Below are 20730 nucleotides of genomic sequence, written 5' to 3'. Positions count from 1 at the left end.
CATATAGTCGAAGGAGGAAATCTATGATTAAAAAAATAGTACGGTTTATAAAAGTGAAGTTTAATCGAAATAATAAAAAAATAATAGAGAGTATGGAAAGATTGGATAAGTACTCGACTGGTATAAAATTAGCGTTAATTATAACTACAATAATAGTATTCGCCATAATAGGAAGATATGTAAACACAGGGCTAGGGATAGTAGTGGATTCTGCTATTTTAACAATAATAGGGGTATTTGCATTACTGCTAAGTATGGCTTTGATTAAATTGATTTTTAAAGTGCTACGACATTTACCTAAAAAAACAACTATTATTTTACTTTCGGGAGTTTTAATATTAACTATTGTTTTTAAAGGTTTTTTATTTATAGAGCTATGGCAAGCAATCATTTGCACTGTTTTAATAGTTATGGTAGAAACATCTCTGGCTATTAACATAAAAAAAATGGGGCAAAAGGGTATTAAGAAAAATAAAGTGTTGTTTTTTTTACTCATTAGTATAGTTGTAAATGTATACTTAGGTATTTGGGCATTTACTAATGTGAATCTTGGTTTTAAGAAAGTAAATGAAGTTTCAATAGTAAATGGTGTACAAGCAGTTGTAGATAGTGATTTTAGAAATCCACTAGATGACCGCAAATATACTGTAGGCTCATTAACTTATGGAAGTGGTAACGATAAAAGACCTCAATTTGGAAAAGACGCTAAGTTAATATCTGGTACTGTGAATGCTACTCAAATGGTAGGGAAAATATCTGGATTTAAAGGTAAGATGAGAGAATTATTTTGGGGTTTTACTGAGAGGGAATATCCTTTAAATGGTACAGTGTGGTATCCAAAAGAGGAAGGTGTGTACCCCTTAGTTATGATAGTTCATGGAAATCATGCTATGGAAGATTATTCGGATAGCGGATATGCGTATTTAGGAGAATTATTTGCTAGTCAAGGATTTATAGCAGTATCCGTAGATGAGAATTTTTTGAATGGCTCTTGGAGTGGAAGTATGGGAAATGAAAATGATGCAAGAGCGTGGATGCTTCTTAAACATTTAGAGGTTTTTGAAAAGTGGAACCAAAGCATAGATAATATTTTTTATGAAAAAGTAGATATGGAAAACATAGCATTAATAGGCCATTCAAGAGGTGGAGAAGCAGTGGCTACGGCAGCAACGTTTAATAATCTTGACTTTTATCCAAATGATGCTGATATAGGGTTTGATTTTAAGTTTAATATTAAATCTGTTGTAGCTATTGCGCCTACAGATGGACAGTACAAACCAGGTGGTAAGTTAACACCACTTGAGAATGTTAATTATTTGGTGCTTCAAGGTTCACAGGATGGAGATGTATCAAGTTTTTATGGTGATTTACAGTATGATCGTATTGCGTTTACTGATGATAAAGAGTATTTTAAAACATCCCTCTATATTGAAGGGGCTAACCATGGGCAGTTTAATACTACGTGGGGGAATATCGATATAGGTGGACCTAGTGGACTGTTTCTAAATGTAAATTCAATGCTTGCGGGAGAGGAGCAGAGAGAAATTGCGAAGATATATATATCTTCTTTTTTACAAAATACTCTTTATAACAAAAGGGATTATATTAAATTATTTCAAAATTATAATTATGGGCAAAAAATATTACCTCAGACAAAATATATTAGTAAATTTGAGGATTCTAGTTATAGCGTAATAGCAAATTTTGAGGAGGACGTTGATATAACTACAGGTACAACTTCCGGAGTAAAGCTTAAAGGTGAGCGCTTTACATTCTGGAGGGAGAAAGATACTCCTTTAAGAAATGAGGAAGAAAAAAACAATAGTGGAGTATTTCTTAGGTGGAAAAATACTTATGGCATTGAAACAAGAAGTAAAAATAGCTTTGCAACTTACAAGGTTGAATTACCAAAAGATTTCTCTAAGAGGGAGCTAAGTAAGAGTAGCATATTAAACTTTTCATTGGCTGATACAGGATTTAGTGAAAATATAGATAATATTGATTTAACTATTGAAGTTAAAGATGAAAATGGATTAGTTTCAGAGGTAGCTTTAAGTGAGGTTGGAGTTTTAAATCCTGCATTTAAAGTGAAATTTACCAAATGGTCATTTTTAGAGAAAATATATGATAATGAAATGGAGATGGGGCTTCAAAGTTATAGAATACCACTGGAAAATTTCATGGTCAAAAACCCTGAAGTTAGTCTTAGTAATATTGAATATATTAATTTTATATTTAATAAAACCACTGAAGGTGAAGTATTATTAGATGACATAGGGTTTAGTAACTAAAAAAAGATAGAGATTACGGCTATAAAAGTCGGAAACTCTATCTTTTTTAGTTTTAGCACTATTTATTTTTTAAGCTTTTCAATTCCAATTTTAACTCTCTTAATGCTTTCCTCTTTACCTAAAATTTCAGCAAGCTCAAAAGCACCGCCTGGAGATGAAGCTTTGCCAGATAAAGCAGTTCTTATTGGCCATAACATTTGGCCGTTTTTAACTCCTAGAGTTTTAATGAATTCCATTATTGTAGTGTGCAATGAATCAAGTGACCAATCAGTTAGATTCTCTAATACTGGTAACAGACTTTCTAGATTTTCTAATGAATTTTCTGGTGTAGTTTTCATTTTTTTGTGTACATACAAATCAATATCATATTGTGGTAAATTTTCAATGAAGTCAATATGACTAGGAATTTCATGCAAGAACTCTATTCTTGTTTGAACAAGAGGACTTATTTTCATTAGATCTATATTCTTGTTAGTTATTAAATCACCATAAAAAGGCAGAGCCATCTTATGGAATACGTCTAATGGCAATTTCTTAATATATTCTCCATTCATCCATTTTAGCTTTACAGCATCAAAAACCGCTGGAGATTTACTCATGTTTTTGTAATCAAAGGCTTTAACTAGTTCCTCTAGATTAAAAATCTCTTCGTTAGTTCCGGGATTCCAACCAAGTAAGGCTATAAAATTAATTATTGTTTCCATTAAATATCCTGATTCTAATAAATCCTCAAAGGATGAATGGCCACTTCTCTTACTTAATTTTTGATGTTCTTCATTTGTTATTAGTGGGCAGTGGACATAAATTGGAACTTCCCATCCAAAAGCCTTATATAACCTATTATATTTTGGAGAAGAAGATAAATATTCATTTCCACGAACAACATGTGTAATGTCCATTAAATGGTCATCAATTACGTTTGCAAAGTTATAAGTAGGAAGTCCATCAGATTTTATCAAAATCATATCATCTAGTTCTGAGTTATTTACTGAAATTGAACCATAAATTGCATCTTTAAAAGAGGTAAACCCTTCAGTAGGATTGTTTTGTCTTATAATATAAGGCATACCTTTAGATAAATTATCTGCTATTTCTTCTTTGGTAAGGTTTAAGCAATGTTTATCATATCTAAAATTACCACTGTTTCCTTCTACTTCAGATTTTAACTTATCTAGTCTCTCTTTTGTGCAGAAACAGTAATAAGCTTCACCACTATCAATTAACTGTTTTGCATACTTAGTATATATGTCACGTCGTGCGCTTTGTACATATGGACCATAATCTCCACCAAGGTCTGGGCCTTCATCATGTTTAAGACCTGTAAGCTTTAGGGTGTTATATATTATATCTACAGCACCTTCTACAAATCTTTCTTGGTCTGTGTCCTCTATTCTTAATAGAAAATCTCCATCTTCATGCTTAGCTATTAAGTAAGCATATAGCGCAGTTCTCAAATTACCAACATGCATTCTTCCAGTGGGGCTTGGTGCAAATCTAGTTCTTATTTTTTTAGTACTCATTTTTTTCACTCCTATTGTTTAATTTTTGCTATATAAAAACATGAAATTTTTTCATATACTGCTCAAATATACAATACAATAGTACAATACTGTGCATTTTATGTCAAGATTGTGCATATCAAAGCTGGCTTAATTATGATTTAAATTTATAAATTAAAAGCCTCATCTAAAAATGTGTATTTTGGAAGACCATTTTCTATTGTTATTTTAGGTTCTCCCATTATTAATGGCAAAGTGTAATCATAGGCTTCCATTGTAACATTATTACCTTCCTCGTTTATCCATTCCATAGGGAAATACTTAATATTATTAGCAACCTTTGAAGCTTCAAGGACAAAAGTTTCTGCAATATAAGGCGAATTTGATATTCTTTTTATACCTATCATATTGCCGCTTATTCCGTTTATTGAATAAGTAATAGCGGCTTTGCCAACCTCAAAGGCTTCATCAATATCAGTTTGAGATGCACAGTGCATAGCACAGCGTTGAATTGTAGAAAGTTCTAAAACTCTAACTTTTTCAGCGGTATTAGTGCTTAAAAGTGATTCTTTAAGATAGCCACAAACTCCACCTAACTGAGCATGGCCAAATTTATCATTAACTGTTACCAAAGTTTCACCTAAGAATTTACCTTCTTTAGTCCTGATTCCCTCAGATACTACTACGAAAACATGGTTTTTCTCAGTAAGTTTTTTACTTACATCAGAAAGGAATTTGTCAGTATCAAAAGCTACTTCGGGAAGATAGATGAAATCTGCAGCAGGACTACCGTTAATAGTTGCGATACAAGCACTAGCTGCAAGCCACCCAGTATCCCGGCCCATAGTTTCAAGTATGAACACTCCTTTTGCAGGATATACACTGGCATCTAGGAAGTTTTCAAGAACTGATGTGGCAATTAGTTTGGCTGCGCTTCCAAAGCCAGGGGTATGATCCATAATAGGTAGGTCGTTATCTATAGTTTTAGGTATGCCTATAAATTTTACATCCTTATTATGTTCCTTTGCGTAGATGCTGAATTTATGTACAGTATCTTGTGAATCATTACCACCTATATAGAAAAAGGTTTTAATTTGGTATTCCTCTAATATCTCAAAAAGCTTTATGTACTCGGAACTGTTTTCTTCATGGGATTTTAATTTATATCTGCAAGAGCCAAGACCTGAGGATGGAGTATACTTTAATCCACGAGTTTCATCATAGGGAATGCTAGATAGGTTTACAATATGTTTGTCTAAAATACCTTGTATTCCATTTATACCAGCATAGACGTTATCGTAAAAGTGAAGACTATTATTGGTGTCGAGAATGCCAATGGCGCTAGCATTTATTACAGAAGTTGGACCGCCTGATTGTGCTACTATACAATTTTTCATTTATGAATTTCCCCTTTCATAGGACAGAAGTTGTGATTACAATCTATAGTATTTATACTTAATTATAATATATAAGCTTGAGTTACTCAAGTTATGATGAAACTTTTAACCGCATTTTAGCAATGTGAATGATTTTCTAATTGCTAAAGTGTAGGAAAAATATAAAATATGTAAAAATACTGGTATAAAATTAAATTGTCGCAAAAAATTCAAAGACTAATTTGGATATTAATGATAAAATATATATATAGTATTTGAATCATTCTGTAAAGTTTTTGTTTTATAAAATCAGGAGGGATACAATGGCAATTCATTCAAGTAATCATGGCAAACAATTGAAAAACAACATAATTTTAAAAGAAGTAAATATTAGAGGAAATTTATGTGGGGAATTCGCAGAGTATACTATCGACCATGTTTATGAAAATAGAGGAACAAATGATGTAGAGGCAGTTTATACATTTCCAATTCCAGAGAGAGCAGTTATATCAGGATTTGAAGCAGTACTTGGTGGAAGGACTATAAAAGGGTTAATACAAGATAAGGAAGAAGCCAGTAGAATATATGAGAACTTTAAGGGTAAAGATAATACAACTATTATTTTAGAGGAATTTAATGATAATATATTTAGAATAGTTATTGGCAAGATAATTCCTAATGAAGTTGTAAAAATAAAAGTGTCCTATATCGAAGAACTTAGCTACGAAGATAATAATATGAAATTAATTATTCCAACAATAATTACTCCTATAAATCTATCTAAAGATGATGAATTAATTTCTGGTGAAGATAGTAAAACAGGTAAAGCTTATAATTATAAATTTACTTTAAGGCTACTTGTCGAATCACTAACAAAATTAGAATTTAAGAGCTCATCTCATAAGTTAAAGGTTGAATATGAAGAAAATAATCTATACAAAGTAACTTTAGACGGAAAAAATCAAAAAATGAATAGTGATTTAGAAATAATACTAGAAGAACAAGAAAAATTAGAAACTACAGGAATGATTTATGATTATCCTAGGGCAGATAAGGGGATTTTATATTTAAGATTTATACCTGAAATTGAAATAGAGCAAGAAGTATCCGGAGCAAACTATATATTCCTTCTAGATTTATCTCAGTCAATGGGTGGAAATAAATTAATAGAGGGTAAAAATGCTCTTCAGCTATGTTTAAGGAATTTAACCATAGGGGATACCTTTAATATTGTAGCTTTTGGAGACGAACTTCACCACTTTTCTAAAGAATTAAAGGTTGATTTTAACGAAAAAAATCTAAGTAATGCTAGTAAGTGGATTCAAGATCTTGTAGCAGAAAAAGACGCAGTTATTTTTGATGCAATAAAATATGCATTACTTGAAAAAAGTGAAAGTGAGGAAAACATAATATTCCTCTTTACAGATGATTTAGTGGAAAATGAAAAAGAAATATTAGATTTCGTAGAAGAAAATATCAAAGAAAGTAGAATATTCCCTTTTGGAATAGATACTTCGGTAAATAGTTATTTCATAAATAAATTAGCTCAGATTACCTATGGCGTAGCGGAAGTTATTTATCCTGGGGAGCGAATTGAAGACATAGTGCTTAAACAATTTAATAGGATTAAAAATCCTCAAATTACGGACATTGAAATAGATTGGGGTAAAATGAAAGTAGAAACAACGTTCCCAAGAACAATTAGTTATATGTATGATAAAGAGCCATTTTCGATTTTTGCTAAGATCAATGGAGAAGTCGAAGGAGTTGTAACCTTAAAAGGAAAAGTTGGCAAGAATAGAATTCAAAGAAGAATTATGCTGAACGACTTAGAACTAGAAGAAAATGTTAATTTAATCGAAAAAGTATGGTACAAAAAAAGAATAGAATCTCTTCAACATAGAGTTAAATATGAACGAGGAGAATTGCAAGAAGCAATGAATAACAAAATTATTGAAATTTCTAAAAAAGTTGGTATAATTTGCAAAGAAACTTCTTTTATTCTTTATGAAGAGATGGAAGACCCAATACTAGGAATAAGAATAAGAGAAATATTGCCTGTTAAAACCACGAAAAGCTTAGAGATTTCCTATGATAAGTTAGATGATGATTCTGAATCAACTTCATTTTATTATAGAGATTTATCACAGTTAAAAGATAATAATGAGATATATGCTAATTTTCAAAAGAGTGAAATGCTAAGAGTTTTAGCTTCTAATCAATTAGCTAGTGGAGCCTTTGGTGTTAATGTTGAAAGTGGCATAGAAAGCAATATAAAATATACTATTAAAGCAATGTTAGCATTTATAATAGGTAATCATGACGTTAAGCTGTATACTAATCAATTAAATAAATCGCTTGAATATTTAACAAAAACTCTCAGAAACTCTGATTTAAATTTAAGTAAAGAAGTATATACACAATTATTATTAGTTTTAAAATTATCAATCAAAAAAAATATAGTACTATCTTCATCCAAAGTAGTTATAGAGAAGGAAATTCATGAAATAGAAGAAACATTTGCATTAAAGGATGTTGATTTAATGCAAATTCAAAATGACTTTCTTAATGAGTTAAAGGAAAGTTCAAATGAATCAAAAGATACATTGAATTTTATAATTAATACGACTATTTTAAAAACTGTTTAAAGTTAGTATAAAAATCCTATATGCCATGCATGTTGGGTTTTTATACTATTATATTAGATCTGAAAATGAGTTGGCTTTTTAATAGGGAGTAATTATTATGATATTAGGGTATATAAAAAATTTAAAATACGACAAAGAGGAAATAGTCCGGAAAAGAAATGTTATAAGAAATGAATTCATTATTAAATCTGAAAATGTGAGCAGCGGAAGGCTAACGCAAATGTCAAATGAGGACCTAAAAGTTTTATTCTCCTTGTATGACGAAGAATTTTTTGGTGGTTATTTTAATACAAAATTCATAGGGTGCTTAAAATTTTCACTATCCACTAGAATGACCTCTGCAGCAGGAAAAACCATCTATAGTAGAAAAATAAAAGAGTTACAAGAAGATGAGGAAAATTATGAAATTAGAATGGGTATAAAGTTCTTTTTTGAGTATTATAAAGTGGAAAGAGAGAAAATAGTATCTGGTATAAGCACTAAAGATTCTTTAGAGGCATTCCAAATAGTATTTGAACATGAATTATGCCATTTACTAGAATTACATATATTTAAAGAATCTAGTTGCAAAAAACAAAGATTTAAAATTATGGTTTATAAATTATTTGGTCACACAGAGGTGAATCATCAGCTTCCTAGTCAAAAGGAAATAGTATCAGAAAAATATGGTATAATAATAGGACAAAGAGTTAGTTTTTTTAGTGAAGGTAAGAAATATAATGGATTTATTCATAAAATAAATAAAAAAGCAACAGTTATGGTTTTGGATAAGGATGGTACTTATAGAGATGCGCCTGGAAATAAATATTCTAAAAGGTATGTAAGTTTTGAAAATATAATCTTTAATAAAAACAATCATATAATGACATAATATATGATATAATTTAAGCATATTTTACAAAGGATGGTGACAATTATGAAGAAAATTCTTTCGGCAATATTATGTAGTGTTTTAATCTTTACACTTTCAGGTTGTGAAAGAGCTGAGGTAAAAAAGGACAATGATTCAAAAGTAATTATTAAAGAAACTTCAGATGAAGTTGTAGAAGAAACCACAGAAGTAAAAGATGAGGAAATAAAAACTAAAGAAGTGGTACTATATTTTAGCGACGATCAAGCTATGTACTTAGTGGGAGAGAAAAGAAACATAGAAGAACTTACAGCTAAAGCCATGGTACTAGAACTTATAAAAGGACCTAGCGCACCAAGTGAAGGTGCAGAAAAATTATATGAAACACTGCCTTCCGATTTAACATTATTAGACGTGCAGGTTAAAGAAGGAATAGCTAGTGTTGACATTAGTGGCAACTCAGTCAAAAAGATATCAGGTGGGTCTACAGGAGAGGGAATGGCACTATATTCAATTATAAACACTTTGATTTTAGACCCGAATTTAGGGATAACAAAAGTTCAATTTCTTGTTGATGGAAAAAAAGTTGATTCTATTAAAGGTCACTATGATGCTCGTGTACCTATGAGTGAAGATAGTGAAATGATAAAAAAATAATTTTAAACATAATTTAATAAGTTACAATAAAAAGGCAAGTTATTAATAATAACTTGCCTTTTCAACCTAGGATTTTCGACAACTCAAAGCAATCTACGCTACAACCTATATACATACCTACACACCCATATTCTATCTTTCGACAACATAAGAGCATTACAGCACACATACACATCTTTACTTGACAATATAGAATACCTTGGGAGCCATAAATAATCTCTCGACCAAGAATAACCCCTAGTTATATAATAAATACATTCATGTAAATAACAAATCAGTATGCTAGTCTTTTGCATCATACGGCCTTGACAGAAACCTTTGAAGTATAACAACGGAACCTATCGCTTTTATGATACAAAATATCCCTCACATCTTTGGTTTGTTATTTATTTAATGTGCCTAATAAAACCTGCGGCAACCTATACCATCTTAGCTCGACTATTACACATCCGGGAAAACCATATATATACAGTTGGGCACATATACAGCTGTTAAGAACCCATAATAATCTTCCCTCCGGCACATAAAAAACCCTTTCGGATATCGTATATACCTTTGGCCGAATACTCTAACACTAAACTTTAGCCTCGGAGCACTCTTGGCTCAACCACTTTAAATCATCATTAAAGTTATTGTATGTTTTTTTGAAATTAATATACCATGATAAATTTGGAAAATAAAAATTAATTTATATTAAAGATATCTTTCATAGAGTCTACTACAAAATCAACATCTTTTTCAGAAACCCAATTGTGAGTAACAAAACGCATTAACCCATCTTCTTCTCCATTGATTTTAATACCTTTACTATAAAGTTTCTCTACTAATTTCTCGCTGCTAAATCCAGTTTCTTTCATATCAAAGAAAACCATATTAATATGGATATCTTCCATATTTACTACTATGCCTGGAATTTTTGATAACGTTTTTCCAAGGTGTAGAGCATTTTTGTGATCAATTTTAAGCTGAGGAATCATTTCCTTTAAGGCTACAAGTCCTGCTGCAGCCAAAATACCACATTGCCTTAAACCACCACCTAAAAGCTTTCTTTTCTTTCTTGCTTTATCAATAAAGTCTTTATCACCGCAAAGCATAGAACCTATAGGTGCACAAAGAGCTTTAGACATACAAAACATAACAGAATCACAATATTTAGTGATTTCTTTTGCATCTACATCTAGATATGCAGCAGCGTTAAAGAGCCTTGCACCATCAACATGAACTGGCACTTCATGATTTTTTGCTATGGTATAAACTTTTTCCATTGTACTTAAAGGTATTACTCTTCCAACGGAATGAGCGTTTTCTAAGCAAATAAGGCCAGTACCTGGATAATGTATATCTTCATATTCTTTTCTAATTTTAGCTTCGATTTTTCCAGGGTCAAGTTCGCCCTTATTACTTGTTATTGTTCTAAGCTGAACCCCTGCAATTATTGATGAAGCACCAACCTCATGCATTACTATGTGGCAGTCATCAGCAAGAATGACTTCATTACCTCTAGTGCAATGTGTAAAGAGTGCTAGTTGATTCCCAAAAGTACCACTTGGCACAAATAGTGCAGCTTCTTTGCCCACGAGTTTAGCCGCATATTCTTCTAGAGCTATTGCAGTTGGATCATCCCCGTAAACATCATCTCCCACCTGCGCCGTAAACATTGCTTGTCTCATATTCTGGGTAGGTTCGGTTACTGTATCACTTCTTAAATCAATATATTCCATTGTTTTCCCCCCTAAAATCACTATAGATATATTATAGCTTAAAAGTTTTAATGTGCCTAATATATATTTTTCTTTAGACAATATGATTTACTTACACACAGGTATAAATAATGGTATAATTAATTCTTAAAGTATTATTGTTGTAATTAAACGGAAAGCGAAGTGGTACTTATCAGTAAAGCATTATTTATTACAGAAAAACCAAGTGTTGCAGCGGAATTTGCCAAAGCCTTAAAAATAAATGGGAGAAAATCAGATGGATTTATAGAATCTGAAAAAGCAGTTGTTACATGGTGTGTGGGACATCTTGTTACCATGAGTTATCCCGAAAAATATGATGTAAAACTTAAAAAATGGTCTTTAACTACCTTGCCATTTTTGCCTAAAATATATAAATACGAAGTTATAGACGGCGTGAAAAAACAATTTAATATAGTTAAAAATCAATTGATTCGCGAAGATATTGATAGAATTTATGTTTGTACAGATTCGGGGCGCGAGGGGGAATATATCTATCGTTTAGTGGATGATTTGGCTGGTAATCCTGTAAAACAAAAACGAAGAGTGTGGATAGATTCACAAACAGAATCAGAGATTATTCGTGGAGTTAAAGAAGCAAAGGATTTAAGTGAGTATGATAATTTATCGGAAGCTGCTTATTTAAGAGCAAAAGAAGATTATCTAATGGGAATTAACTTTTCTAGGCTTTTAAGTTTAGTCTATGGAAAAACTGTAAGTAATTATCTTGGTAAAAAATATATAGTTATTGCAGTGGGTAGAGTAATGTCCTGTGTGCTTGGAATGGTGGTTCAAAGGGAAAGAGAAGTTAGAGAATTTATTGTTACCCCTTTTTATAAGATTATTGCTAGCTTTAACGTAGAGGAAGGCTGTAATTATGATGGGGAATGGAAAGCAGTAGAAGGCTCTAAATATTTTGACTCGCCACTACTTTACAATGAAGGTGGATTTAAGACTGAGGAAACCGCAGAAAAATTAATAGGGGAACTTAGAGATTTTAGTAGTGATGGCAAAGCTATAGTAGAAAGTATTACAAAGAAAAAAGAAAATAAAAATGCTCCACTTCTGTTTAATTTAGCAGAAATACAAAATGAGTGCTCAAAAATATATAAAATAAACCCAGAACAAACTCTTAGTCACGTTCAAGCATTATATGAGAAAAAAATGCTTACATATCCTAGGACAGACGCTAGAGTATTATCTACATCAGTGGCTAAAGAAATAGATAATAATATAAGAAAATTAATTAATTTAAAAGGGGAATCTGATATAAAGGGAATAGCTGAGAATATTCTAGAGAAAAAGTGGTACAGTAATATAGCTAAAACAAAGTATGTTGATGACAGTAAAGTTACAGACCATTATGCTATTATCCCAACAGGTGAAGGGCTTCAAAATTATTTTTCATTAAAAGATTTAGAAAAGAAAATCTATAATTTGGTGACTAGAAGGTTTTTGGCAATATTTTATCCACCTGCTGTGTATAACAAAGTTTCTGTTATAACAAAAATTGAACAGGAAAGATTTTTTACCTCAGATAAGGTTTGCACAGAAATAGGTTATTTAGAGGTTTTGAAACCTGTTAGCGATAGTAATGATCACGAAACTAAAAACATGAAATTTTTAAGTACCTTAAAAAAAGGTCAAACCGTGAAGCTGGAAGATTTAGTGGTAAAAGAAGGTAAGACTTCTCCTCCTAAAAGGTTTACTACAGGTTCAATAATTATAGCCATGGAAAATGCAGGTAAGCTTATTGAGGATGAAGAACTAAGAGAGCACATAAAAGGCTCTGGCATTGGCACAAGTGCTACCCGTTCAGGGATTTTAACAAAACTTGAAAAAATAACATACATTAAAGCTAATAACAAAACACAAGTGGTTATGCCTACACTCCTTGGAGAAATTATTTATGATGTGGTGAAAAACTCTATCCCTACGCTGTTAAATCCAGAGTTAACAGCTAGTTGGGAAAAAGGATTAACAATGGTTACCCAAAGTGAAATAGCAGGGGATTTGTACATGGATAAGCTTGAAAATTATATAATTAAAAATACTGATAGAGTACTTCAACTAAACAATGGGGCAAGACTTAAAAATAATTTCGATAGGGTAAGTTCGTTTTACAAAAGTCCATCAAAGGTGGAGGAATAATTCTCGAAATTTAAAAGAATCATATATTGAGCAGAAATTAATTCTACTCATATATGATTCTTTTTTTACTTTATAATTAATTCGAATAATTTTTTAGCTGCTTTTTTAGGACCATGTTTTTCTTGCCCTTTTATACCAAGGGAGGTCCTAATTTGTCCAACTTTTACCCCGGTTTTGAAGAATTCTTCAAAATAATTAACTATCAGTACATCTACTAGTTCCTGTTTTTGAACAGGTCCAAAAGGATTTGCGAAATAGGAGGTTACAAGGCCTAGTTCAGTAGTAGTGCCTTTTGCCATCCTTGCACCTGTTTTGCATACATTAATGGCGTCTTTTGGATTTGTAAAGAAATCAATTTCTGAAGTTCCGTCCTTTACCTCTTCATAATTATTTGCATAAAGGAATAAGTCTATAGGGTATCCTTTAATAATATCTTTATAGCTTGCTACAGGCATAACAAGTCTTGCGTTAATTTTATCAGGATTCATAAATATACTTCTATCAATTTCTTTAAAGGCATAACCTGCGTCCAAATCATCAAGTCTCACGAAAGCACCAATTTCTGTTCCATAGGCCAGTGGCTTCTTACCACCGTTCATATTTAAGAAACCCATGTCATCAAAGACTATGGTCATGTCACTTATATAATCTTCACTTAAGCTTCTAAAAGCTTCTAAGCACTCTGATTTACCTGCACCACTATCACCCATAATAACTACATTTGCACTGTTACCATTATTCATAACAATGTTTACCATTGCACCGTGGATTGGTAAGTAGCCTCGTTTAATCATTATTAGGTTATGCAGAGTTAAAGTCATTTTTTTCACATAGCCGAAGTAATCAATTTCGTCGCCATGACTTATATAACCTAGCATAATATCATTTTCTACATCATCATAAAATATTGTTTTAATTTTAGAATAAGAATCCTTAGCACCAAAAACAAAAACTATATCCGGTTTAATGCCTACATATTCTTTTTCTCTTGCCATTTCGAATAGATTACATAGGGTTATTGCATGAGCCATAAAATCTCTGTGAATGTAGATAAATGCAAGCAGAGTACCCACTTTAGCTGGATAACAAAACCAATGATCTGCACTTATGGAACAGTCTTTAAGGGGATTTTCAAAACATTCTTCGAAGATACCATCACGAGTATTCTTCTTAGGATAGCTAATATAAGGTAAATCTAGCATTATTGTATCAATAAAGGGAATGTGCTTTAATAGTTCATATCCAGAAGGCATAGGCCAATTTATATTATTAACAATTAGTCCAGCATTACCACCAGCAGGTAGCTGCCTGTAAACAGTAGGTTTGTGGCCAGCAACATTCTCTTCTATTTTTCTGTATAAATTAAGAATAAGCATAGAGAAATCGTTGTTTGCTTCAATAAAACTTGTTTTTTCTAAACCCTCATTAATCTTATTGTTTTGAATTACAGTGTATCTTTCAAGCCTTCTCCAAAAACTATAAAAATCCTCTATGAAATCGATGAGGTTATCCTTTAGATTTATAAGAGCACTATATTTAGTATTTAAATTTATGATTTCATTTATATTTAATATAGTTAGGAGTTTAAATAAATGTATAATGAAGACATCTAATTCTTCGTTTTCTAGGTGTGCGTTTTGGATTAAATATTTATAGCTATTTGATTTTTTCTTTTTTATTTTCTTAAGATAAGCGTTGAAAACCCTTCTAAAACCGTCACTTTCTAGTAGTTTCTCAGGACTATTACAATATTTTGCAGTGAAATTTATCATGACCTTATCGTTACTTAGAGAAAATTCTTTTTTCAAATTGGCACCTCCGTAAATTTATACTTATTAATAAATGATATTTATACAAGCTGATACCGTCATAATTGACAACGAAAATGACCGTTATATACTATTATACTTCAATTATGAAATGTTAACAACATTAAAATTGCAAAAAAACATATTATAAACTATTATACAAAAAAATAGACAAATAAAAAAATGAGATAAAATTATAGTGTAATTATTGGATATTCTAAGATATACTATAATATGTGTATGAAATGAAATAGACTAACATATTTATGTTTTATTTTAATTTGTATTAGAAGTAGTAAAGGGGAGAGATATAATGAAAAATAAAAAATTGCCTCACTTATTGGCAATTATCTTAATGGTGATATGGAGCTTATCTTATTTAAGCATAAAGGTTATAGTGGATGAGGTAAGCCCTGCCTTATCAGCATTTTATAGATTTATAGTAGCCGCAATAATATTATTTATAGTATTGAAAGTAAAGTTTCCAGAGGAGAAGGTTTTAAAAGAGGACAGGTTTAAATTGGCATTGGGTGGGCTCTTTGGAATAACAATATATTTTATTTTTGAAAACTCGTCTGTAGCATATACCTCGGCGTCTAATGTGGCAATCTTAATATCTACCATACCTATTTTCACTTTGTTTTCTCAAAGAATAATTTATAAAGAGAAGATGAGCTATGGAAAAATTATTGGCGCTACCTTAAGTGTAGTTGGAATTATTATAATAATTGTATCTAAAGATAGGGTAAGCTTTTTTTCAAAGGGAAGTATAGGAGATTTATTGGCCCTTGGAGCAGTATTTTCTTGGATAATTTATAATATGGTCTGTACTAGTTTTAAAGGGAAATATAAAAGTATAACTATAACTACTTATCAAATCATGTGGGGGTCACTATTTTTAAGCCCCTCACTGTTTTTAAGTAGTCTACAAGTTCCTTCTACTAAAGTTATATTAAATATAGTGTTTTTATCCATATTCTGTTCTTGCATTGGGTACATAATATATGTGTATTGTCTAAAAGAACTTGGAGCAACCATTACCACAACATATATAAATTTACAACCAATTATGAGTCTATTTGCAGCGTCGGTGATCCTAAATGAAGTAGTAACTGCTTGGCAGGTAATTGGGTGCGTCGTTATAATTATAGGAGTAACTTTAGTGAGCTTTGATGGTAAGTTTAATTTTCATCGGGAAAAATAGCATTTATTACATTTACGATAGTTTCATTGGCAATTGTATAATTAACTTGTAATCCATTTCTTTCACTCTTAATAACACCTAATGATTTTAGTTTTTGTAGATGTTGGGAAACAGTGGATTGAGGAAGATTTAGACAACCTTGCATATAACTAACGTTGCAACTTCCTTTGCCCATAAGTCCTCGTATAATACATATTCGCACTGGGTGGGCAAGAGCTTTTAGTAAATCTGAAATTTCTGTATATTGTTGAAAATCGTTATTCATAAAAAATCTCCTAACTATATTTCTTTGTATATAAATAAATTTTATTTTTAATTTAGGTTATATATTTTCATATTAATATATAACGTTATAAATGTCAATATTTCCGCAGGATATTGGTCAAAACAATAAAAAAATTACTATATTAGCTAAATACTAATATAGTAATTTTTAAAATTAAAATCTAATTCTACTACCACCACGATTATTTTTCCTTTTAATAAAGGAAATTAAGAAGATAATTAAGACTATAAGTGCAATCAGTACAATAGCAGCTCCAGCATAGATAATTATGTTGTCTTTAATGAGAGTAGATTTTGAAATTGTTGGATATAATTCAAAGCTAATTTTTGAATCTCTTTGTATTAAATCTAGTGTTCCCACAGAAGTCTCTTTATCAAGTTTCCATGGATTTATTCCGGAAACATTAAAAGCAATTTCTGGTTTAACATCATTATTATAATAAGTTAAATCTTCTTTTGCAGTAAGCGGAATATCTATTGTTTTTTCTGGTCCTATGAATGGGATAACCTTGTAAGGTACAGAAATTGTTTTAAGTTCAGTATCTTTTTTATTAAGTACTTCTTTCTTAGCAGCATAACTATAGTCAATTAGTTTTGTCATATCTTCAAAGACTTTTGTATCTTTATCATCATCCTCAGATTTCATAACAACTCCTATAATTTTGCGACCGTCACGTTCATATATAGAAACTAAGCATCTTCCAGCTTTGTCTGTAAGACCAGTCTTACCACCAACGTTTCCGTCTATTCCAAGAAGTTTATTTCTGTTTTCTATAGGAGCTTCAGGTCCATTAGAGAATTTTACTGTACTAGTTTTTTTAGCCATTGATTTTTTTACCCATTCGTTGTTGTAAGCAGCTTTTCCTAAAAGAGTTATGTCATATGCAGTTGTATAATGTTCATCGGTCATATCATCCAAACCATTTGGAGTGACAAAGTGAGAACCCGTCATTCCTAGCGATACCGCTTTTTTATTCATCATTTTAATAAACTCAGGTGTAGTTTTGCCAACGTTATCAGAAATCATATAAGCAATATCATTTCCTGAAAAAAGAAGAAGTGCATCCATTACATTGTCTGCTGACATAGTATCACCCACTGCTACTGGATGTAGATTAGCATTATAGGTGAAAGGGGGTTGAGCCTTTGCTAATGCTGTATAGGTTAAGTTGTCTGTTATTTTCATATTTTCTGCAAGTAATAAGGCCGTAATGAGTTTTGTAATACTTGCCGGGTACATTTTATTATCAATATTTTTAGTATAAATAATTTCGTTAGTCTCTAAATCCACTGAAACGGCAGCTTTACCAATTAAGTTTAGCGGTTTTTCAGCAGCAAAAACAGTTGTAGAAAAAATTATCGTGAATGCTAGTGTGAATAATATAATGTTACTTCTTCTTTTCAATTTTCATCTCTCCATTATAATCAAATTTTATATTTATTGCCGATAAATACAAAGATAGTATATCATTTTAAGATATTAAGAACAAGTTAACATTTAACTATCTACATAAAGTTTACATCCCAGTAAAACCGATATAATGCTTATTATAAATGTAGCAATAGCTACACAAATCAGAATTGTATTTACCTCAGGCATAATATAAAAACTTTCAAGAAATTCTACTTTACCAGTGCTCGGAGATATTGGCATATTGATTTTCAGTAGAAATAACAGCCCATAACCAATAACAGCAAACCCCACAAAGCTTGAGAGTCTTAGTTTTTTGTTTTTTATAAAAGTAATTGCCATGGCTGCAAAAATAATTATTAAAAATATAAAAATCATTAATAGATCCCCTTTTGAGGTGTCTATTATTTGATGCACTGCAGATTCTGGAGGTGTTTCGCTTAAACCCTTGGAAGATATAAGATATACAAGGGCAATAATAATACCCATTACCACAGAACTGAAAATCAAAATCATAATATATGCTATAAATAGTGTTACTATTGGGAAGAAAAATATATTTAGTGCAGCATATTTTCTGCTTACAGGAACGGTTTCAAATAGGCGCTGATTACCGTAAAGTACTCTATTTGTCATCCATACGATTACTATAGGTGCAGCAATTGGTAAAAAAGTAGTCGAACTCATTGTATTTCCGAAAAATATAAAGACGTTCATAAGGAGCATCGTAGCAATAACAAAACAATATAGAAATATGGTCGGGGGGCTAGAAACAAACGGGGGATTTGAATGTGTCAATAGTTTCTGATAAGCAATAAGTTTTTTTAACATGTTGTGCACCTCTTTCCTTTATAGAGTCTGTATGATATTAACATTGATATTGTTAGTATTACTACACAAAGTAATATTAATATAAATTCATTATAATGGGGCATTAGTGTAATGCTTTTCCAAAAATGTACTTTATCAAGTTCAGTTACAACGGACAAAGTATTTTTAAATAATAAAAGCACTATGGGAATAAGTACAATTACTGATATAGTAAGAAGTTTTCTAAGGTAATTAAGCTTTATAAAAAATATGGGCAATGAGATACTTGCTATTATAGAAGTTATACAATATATAACTAAGATAGTTTTCCAACTATTTGTTGGTAAATTCATGCCCAAAGTTAAATTTAATTGTGAAAAAAGCATTATCGCTATGAGCAATAATGTATTTGCAACATAAATAGTTATAAAAACATATAAATAGATATTTATAAGTGAATACAATTTTGAAACTGGTATAACTTCAAATAATTTATTTTTTGCATTTATAATGGAATAAACTGCAAACAAAATAGAAACTGTGGGATAGAATACGAATCCTCCCTCTCCAAATGTAATCATGAAAATAATCAGAATATACATGTAAATAAACGTAAGAAAAAAAGTCGGTTTTGAGCGTTTATTCCCACCAGTGAATTTTGCGGAACATGCTAAAAGTTGTTGAAACTTATTAAATCTCTTTAGCATTATGGTACCTCCTTGTAAGAAATTTTGTATTATAGTTTCTACTCATTACTTCGAACCCATGTAAATCATAATATCCTCAATAGTTGGCCTAGCAGTTTTTACTCCAGCTAAATTTTTTAGTTTTATATTTTCACTTAATCCCTGGTATCCGAAAGTTGTTTCTTTTAACCCTATAATTCCAGATTTAATTGCATCTGTCATAGCTTCTTTTTCAATTTGTACCAGGAGATAGGTATCAAGCATTTCGTCTTTTCCCTTAGTAAAAACAATTTTACCGTCATCAATCATGGTTATATAATCAGCAATTTTTTCAAGGTCACTTGTAATGTGTGTTGAAAAAAGTATTGACCTTTTTTCGTTTTGCATAAGTTCTAAAAGTAAATCCATTACCTCAGCTCTTGCTATAGGATCAAGCCCTGCTGTAGGTTCGTCAAGTATGATAAGTTCTGGATTATGACATAAGGCCATTACAACTCCAAATTTCATCTGCATACCCTTTGAATATGTTGAAAGCTTTTTTCTTGGATCAAGTTCAAAACGTTTCATTAGCTCATCAAATTTTTCATCGTCAAAGGTTTTGTAAAAGGGAGATATCATTTTTTTTATCTTTCTAGGCTTTAAATTAAGTGGATAAATTAGGCTATCAAATACAACTCCTATTTTTGCTTTAACTATTTCTTCGTTTCCATACATAGGGAGGCCATCGAATAACACTTCTCCAGATTTTTTATCAAGCATATTAAGTATTGTTTTTATAAGGGTGGTTTTGCCTGAACCGTTCTTTCCTATAAACCCCATAATAGTTCCACTTTCTATTGAAAAATTTATATTATTTAAAGAAAAATCTCCTATACGTCCATTCAAATTATTGATTTCTAAAGCCTTATTTGTCATTTTCACTACCTCCGTATATTTCATTTATAACTTTATGCATTTCACTAGGGGATATGTCTGAAGTGTCTGCAAATTCTTTGATTTCAAGGAGCCGTTCCCTTAGCATATCAAGGTATATTGCTTTTATTTTAAACCTATCAATCTCTGCTACAAAGCATCCTCGTCCTTGCAAAGTGATGACAATTCCCTCTTTTTCTAATTCTTCATAAGCACGTTTTACGGTTATAATGCCAACCTTCAAATCCTTTGCCATAAGTCTTATTGAGGGCAATTGTTCCTTAGATTTTAGATTTCCACTGAGTACCATTTCTTTTATCTGATTCTGTATTTGCTCATATATGGGTGTTTGCGAAAGGGCTGATATAAGAATATTCATGCACACAACCTCCTTGTCTACTGT

16 protein-coding genes are annotated in these 20730 nt (G+C 31.1%); 6 read left to right on the top strand and 10 right to left on the bottom strand.

Annotated features, from left to right (window positions below):
- The first annotated feature begins 23 nt into the window (after nucleotides 1–23).
- Nucleotides 24–2291 carry a hypothetical protein gene (locus JJD95_RS02960; protein WP_291640194.1) on the top strand — a complete coding sequence of 756 codons (2268 nt, stop codon included), beginning with the start codon at nucleotides 24–26 and terminating at the stop codon, nucleotides 2289–2291.
- 62 nt (nucleotides 2292–2353) lie between these two features.
- On the opposite strand, the gene gltX is transcribed toward JJD95_RS02960, so the two are convergent.
- On the bottom strand, nucleotides 2354–3811 hold the full coding sequence (gene gltX, locus JJD95_RS02955; RefSeq protein ID WP_291640192.1) for a glutamate--tRNA ligase: 1458 nt from the start codon (nucleotides 3809–3811) through the stop codon (nucleotides 2354–2356).
- Between the two features lie 146 nt (nucleotides 3812–3957).
- Nucleotides 3958–5187 carry a 6-phosphofructokinase gene (locus JJD95_RS02950; RefSeq protein ID WP_291640189.1) on the bottom strand — a complete coding sequence of 410 codons (1230 nt, stop codon included), beginning with the start codon at nucleotides 5185–5187 and terminating at the stop codon, nucleotides 3958–3960.
- A gap of 302 nt (nucleotides 5188–5489) precedes the next feature.
- Here JJD95_RS02950 and JJD95_RS02945 point away from each other — a divergent pair, with 302 nt between their 5' ends.
- The 3 genes from JJD95_RS02945 (at nucleotide 5490) to JJD95_RS02935 (ending at nucleotide 9321) form a co-directional block, all read left to right on the top strand.
- A complete protein-coding gene (locus tag JJD95_RS02945) occupies nucleotides 5490–7814 on the top strand; it encodes a VIT and VWA domain-containing protein (protein WP_291640188.1) in 2325 nt (774 codons plus the stop codon).
- Nucleotides 7815–7911: 97 nt separating this feature from the next.
- Entirely contained in the window at nucleotides 7912–8685 is a 774-nt protein-coding gene (locus tag JJD95_RS02940; RefSeq protein ID WP_291640186.1) for a hypothetical protein, read from the top strand.
- A gap of 45 nt (nucleotides 8686–8730) precedes the next feature.
- Nucleotides 8731–9321, top strand: a complete 591-nt coding sequence (locus tag JJD95_RS02935) for a GerMN domain-containing protein (protein WP_291640184.1) — start codon at nucleotides 8731–8733, stop codon at nucleotides 9319–9321.
- A 683-nt stretch (nucleotides 9322–10004) separates the two neighbouring features.
- On the opposite strand, the gene ltaE is transcribed toward JJD95_RS02935, so the two are convergent.
- Nucleotides 10005–11042, bottom strand: coding sequence for a low-specificity L-threonine aldolase (ltaE, locus tag JJD95_RS02930; protein ID WP_291640182.1), 1038 nt, complete (start codon nucleotides 11040–11042; stop codon nucleotides 10005–10007).
- Nucleotides 11043–11213: 171 nt separating this feature from the next.
- Between ltaE and JJD95_RS02925 the strand changes: the two genes are divergently transcribed.
- The gene (locus JJD95_RS02925) at nucleotides 11214–13211 is read left to right on the top strand and encodes a DNA topoisomerase (RefSeq protein WP_291640254.1); all 1998 of its coding nucleotides are present in this window, start codon (nucleotides 11214–11216) and stop codon (nucleotides 13209–13211) included.
- Nucleotides 13212–13276: 65 nt separating this feature from the next.
- Here the strand turns inward: JJD95_RS02925 and JJD95_RS02920 are convergent, their stop codons facing one another.
- Nucleotides 13277–15019 (bottom strand): phosphoenolpyruvate carboxykinase, encoded by a 1743-nt coding sequence (locus JJD95_RS02920; RefSeq protein ID WP_291640180.1) that lies wholly within the window; start codon nucleotides 15017–15019, stop codon nucleotides 13277–13279.
- 313 nt (nucleotides 15020–15332) lie between these two features.
- On the opposite strand from JJD95_RS02920, the gene JJD95_RS02915 reads away from it, so the two are divergent.
- Nucleotides 15333–16223, top strand: a complete 891-nt coding sequence (locus tag JJD95_RS02915; protein WP_291640178.1) for a DMT family transporter — start codon at nucleotides 15333–15335, stop codon at nucleotides 16221–16223.
- Here the strand turns inward: JJD95_RS02915 and JJD95_RS02910 are convergent.
- The 6 genes from JJD95_RS02910 to JJD95_RS02885 all read right to left on the bottom strand — a co-directional run bounded on the left by JJD95_RS02910 (nucleotide 16201) and on the right by JJD95_RS02885 (nucleotide 20706).
- Nucleotides 16201–16488 carry a helix-turn-helix transcriptional regulator gene (locus JJD95_RS02910; RefSeq protein ID WP_291640176.1) on the bottom strand — a complete coding sequence of 96 codons (288 nt, stop codon included), beginning with the start codon at nucleotides 16486–16488 and terminating at the stop codon, nucleotides 16201–16203. The genes JJD95_RS02915 and JJD95_RS02910 overlap by 23 nt on opposite strands.
- A gap of 174 nt (nucleotides 16489–16662) precedes the next feature.
- Nucleotides 16663–17913 carry a D-alanyl-D-alanine carboxypeptidase family protein gene (locus JJD95_RS02905; protein WP_291640174.1) on the bottom strand — a complete coding sequence of 417 codons (1251 nt, stop codon included), beginning with the start codon at nucleotides 17911–17913 and terminating at the stop codon, nucleotides 16663–16665.
- 93 nt (nucleotides 17914–18006) lie between these two features.
- Nucleotides 18007–18606: a hypothetical protein gene (locus JJD95_RS02900; RefSeq protein ID WP_291640173.1), complete on the bottom strand. Its 600-nt coding sequence runs from the start codon at nucleotides 18604–18606 to the stop codon at nucleotides 18007–18009.
- A 137-nt stretch (nucleotides 18607–18743) separates the two neighbouring features.
- On the bottom strand, nucleotides 18744–19436 hold the full coding sequence (locus JJD95_RS02895) for a hypothetical protein (protein ID WP_291640171.1): 693 nt from the start codon (nucleotides 19434–19436) through the stop codon (nucleotides 18744–18746).
- Nucleotides 19437–19481: 45 nt separating this feature from the next.
- Complete coding sequence (locus JJD95_RS02890) at nucleotides 19482–20330, bottom strand: ABC transporter ATP-binding protein (RefSeq protein ID WP_291640169.1); 849 nt, start codon at nucleotides 20328–20330, stop codon at nucleotides 19482–19484.
- Nucleotides 20320–20706, bottom strand: a complete 387-nt coding sequence (locus tag JJD95_RS02885; protein WP_291640167.1) for a GntR family transcriptional regulator — start codon at nucleotides 20704–20706, stop codon at nucleotides 20320–20322. Before JJD95_RS02885 ends, JJD95_RS02890 begins: the two co-directional genes overlap by 11 nt.
- Between the last annotated feature and the right edge of the window lie 24 nt (nucleotides 20707–20730).

The sequence above is a fragment of the Clostridium sp. genome (assembly GCF_016650035.1).
Taxonomy (GTDB): Bacteria; Bacillota; Clostridia; order Clostridiales; family Clostridiaceae; genus Clostridium_AD.
This window is presented reverse-complemented; position numbering and strand designations above follow the sequence as displayed.

Coding starts and splice junctions, on each gene's coding strand:
- JJD95_RS02900 (WP_291640173.1), bottom strand. CDS start 18,606: ATGAGTTCGACTACTTTTTTACCAATTGCTGCACCTATAGTAATCGTA.
- JJD95_RS02890 (WP_291640169.1), bottom strand. CDS start 20,330: ATGACAAATAAGGCTTTAGAAATCAATAATTTGAATGGACGTATAGGA.
- JJD95_RS02885 (WP_291640167.1), bottom strand. CDS start 20,706: ATGAATATTCTTATATCAGCCCTTTCGCAAACACCCATATATGAGCAA.
- JJD95_RS02950 (WP_291640189.1), bottom strand. CDS start 5,187: ATGAAAAATTGTATAGTAGCACAATCAGGCGGTCCAACTTCTGTAATA.
- JJD95_RS02945 (WP_291640188.1), top strand. CDS start 5,490: ATGGCAATTCATTCAAGTAATCATGGCAAACAATTGAAAAACAACATA.
- ltaE (WP_291640182.1), bottom strand. CDS start 11,042: ATGGAATATATTGATTTAAGAAGTGATACAGTAACCGAACCTACCCAG.
- JJD95_RS02895 (WP_291640171.1), bottom strand. CDS start 19,436: ATGCTAAAGAGATTTAATAAGTTTCAACAACTTTTAGCATGTTCCGCA.
- gltX (WP_291640192.1), bottom strand. CDS start 3,811: ATGAGTACTAAAAAAATAAGAACTAGATTTGCACCAAGCCCCACTGGA.
- JJD95_RS02915 (WP_291640178.1), top strand. CDS start 15,333: ATGAAAAATAAAAAATTGCCTCACTTATTGGCAATTATCTTAATGGTG.
- JJD95_RS02940 (WP_291640186.1), top strand. CDS start 7,912: ATGATATTAGGGTATATAAAAAATTTAAAATACGACAAAGAGGAAATA.
- JJD95_RS02910 (WP_291640176.1), bottom strand. CDS start 16,488: ATGAATAACGATTTTCAACAATATACAGAAATTTCAGATTTACTAAAA.
- JJD95_RS02935 (WP_291640184.1), top strand. CDS start 8,731: ATGAAGAAAATTCTTTCGGCAATATTATGTAGTGTTTTAATCTTTACA.
- JJD95_RS02960 (WP_291640194.1), top strand. CDS start 24: ATGATTAAAAAAATAGTACGGTTTATAAAAGTGAAGTTTAATCGAAAT.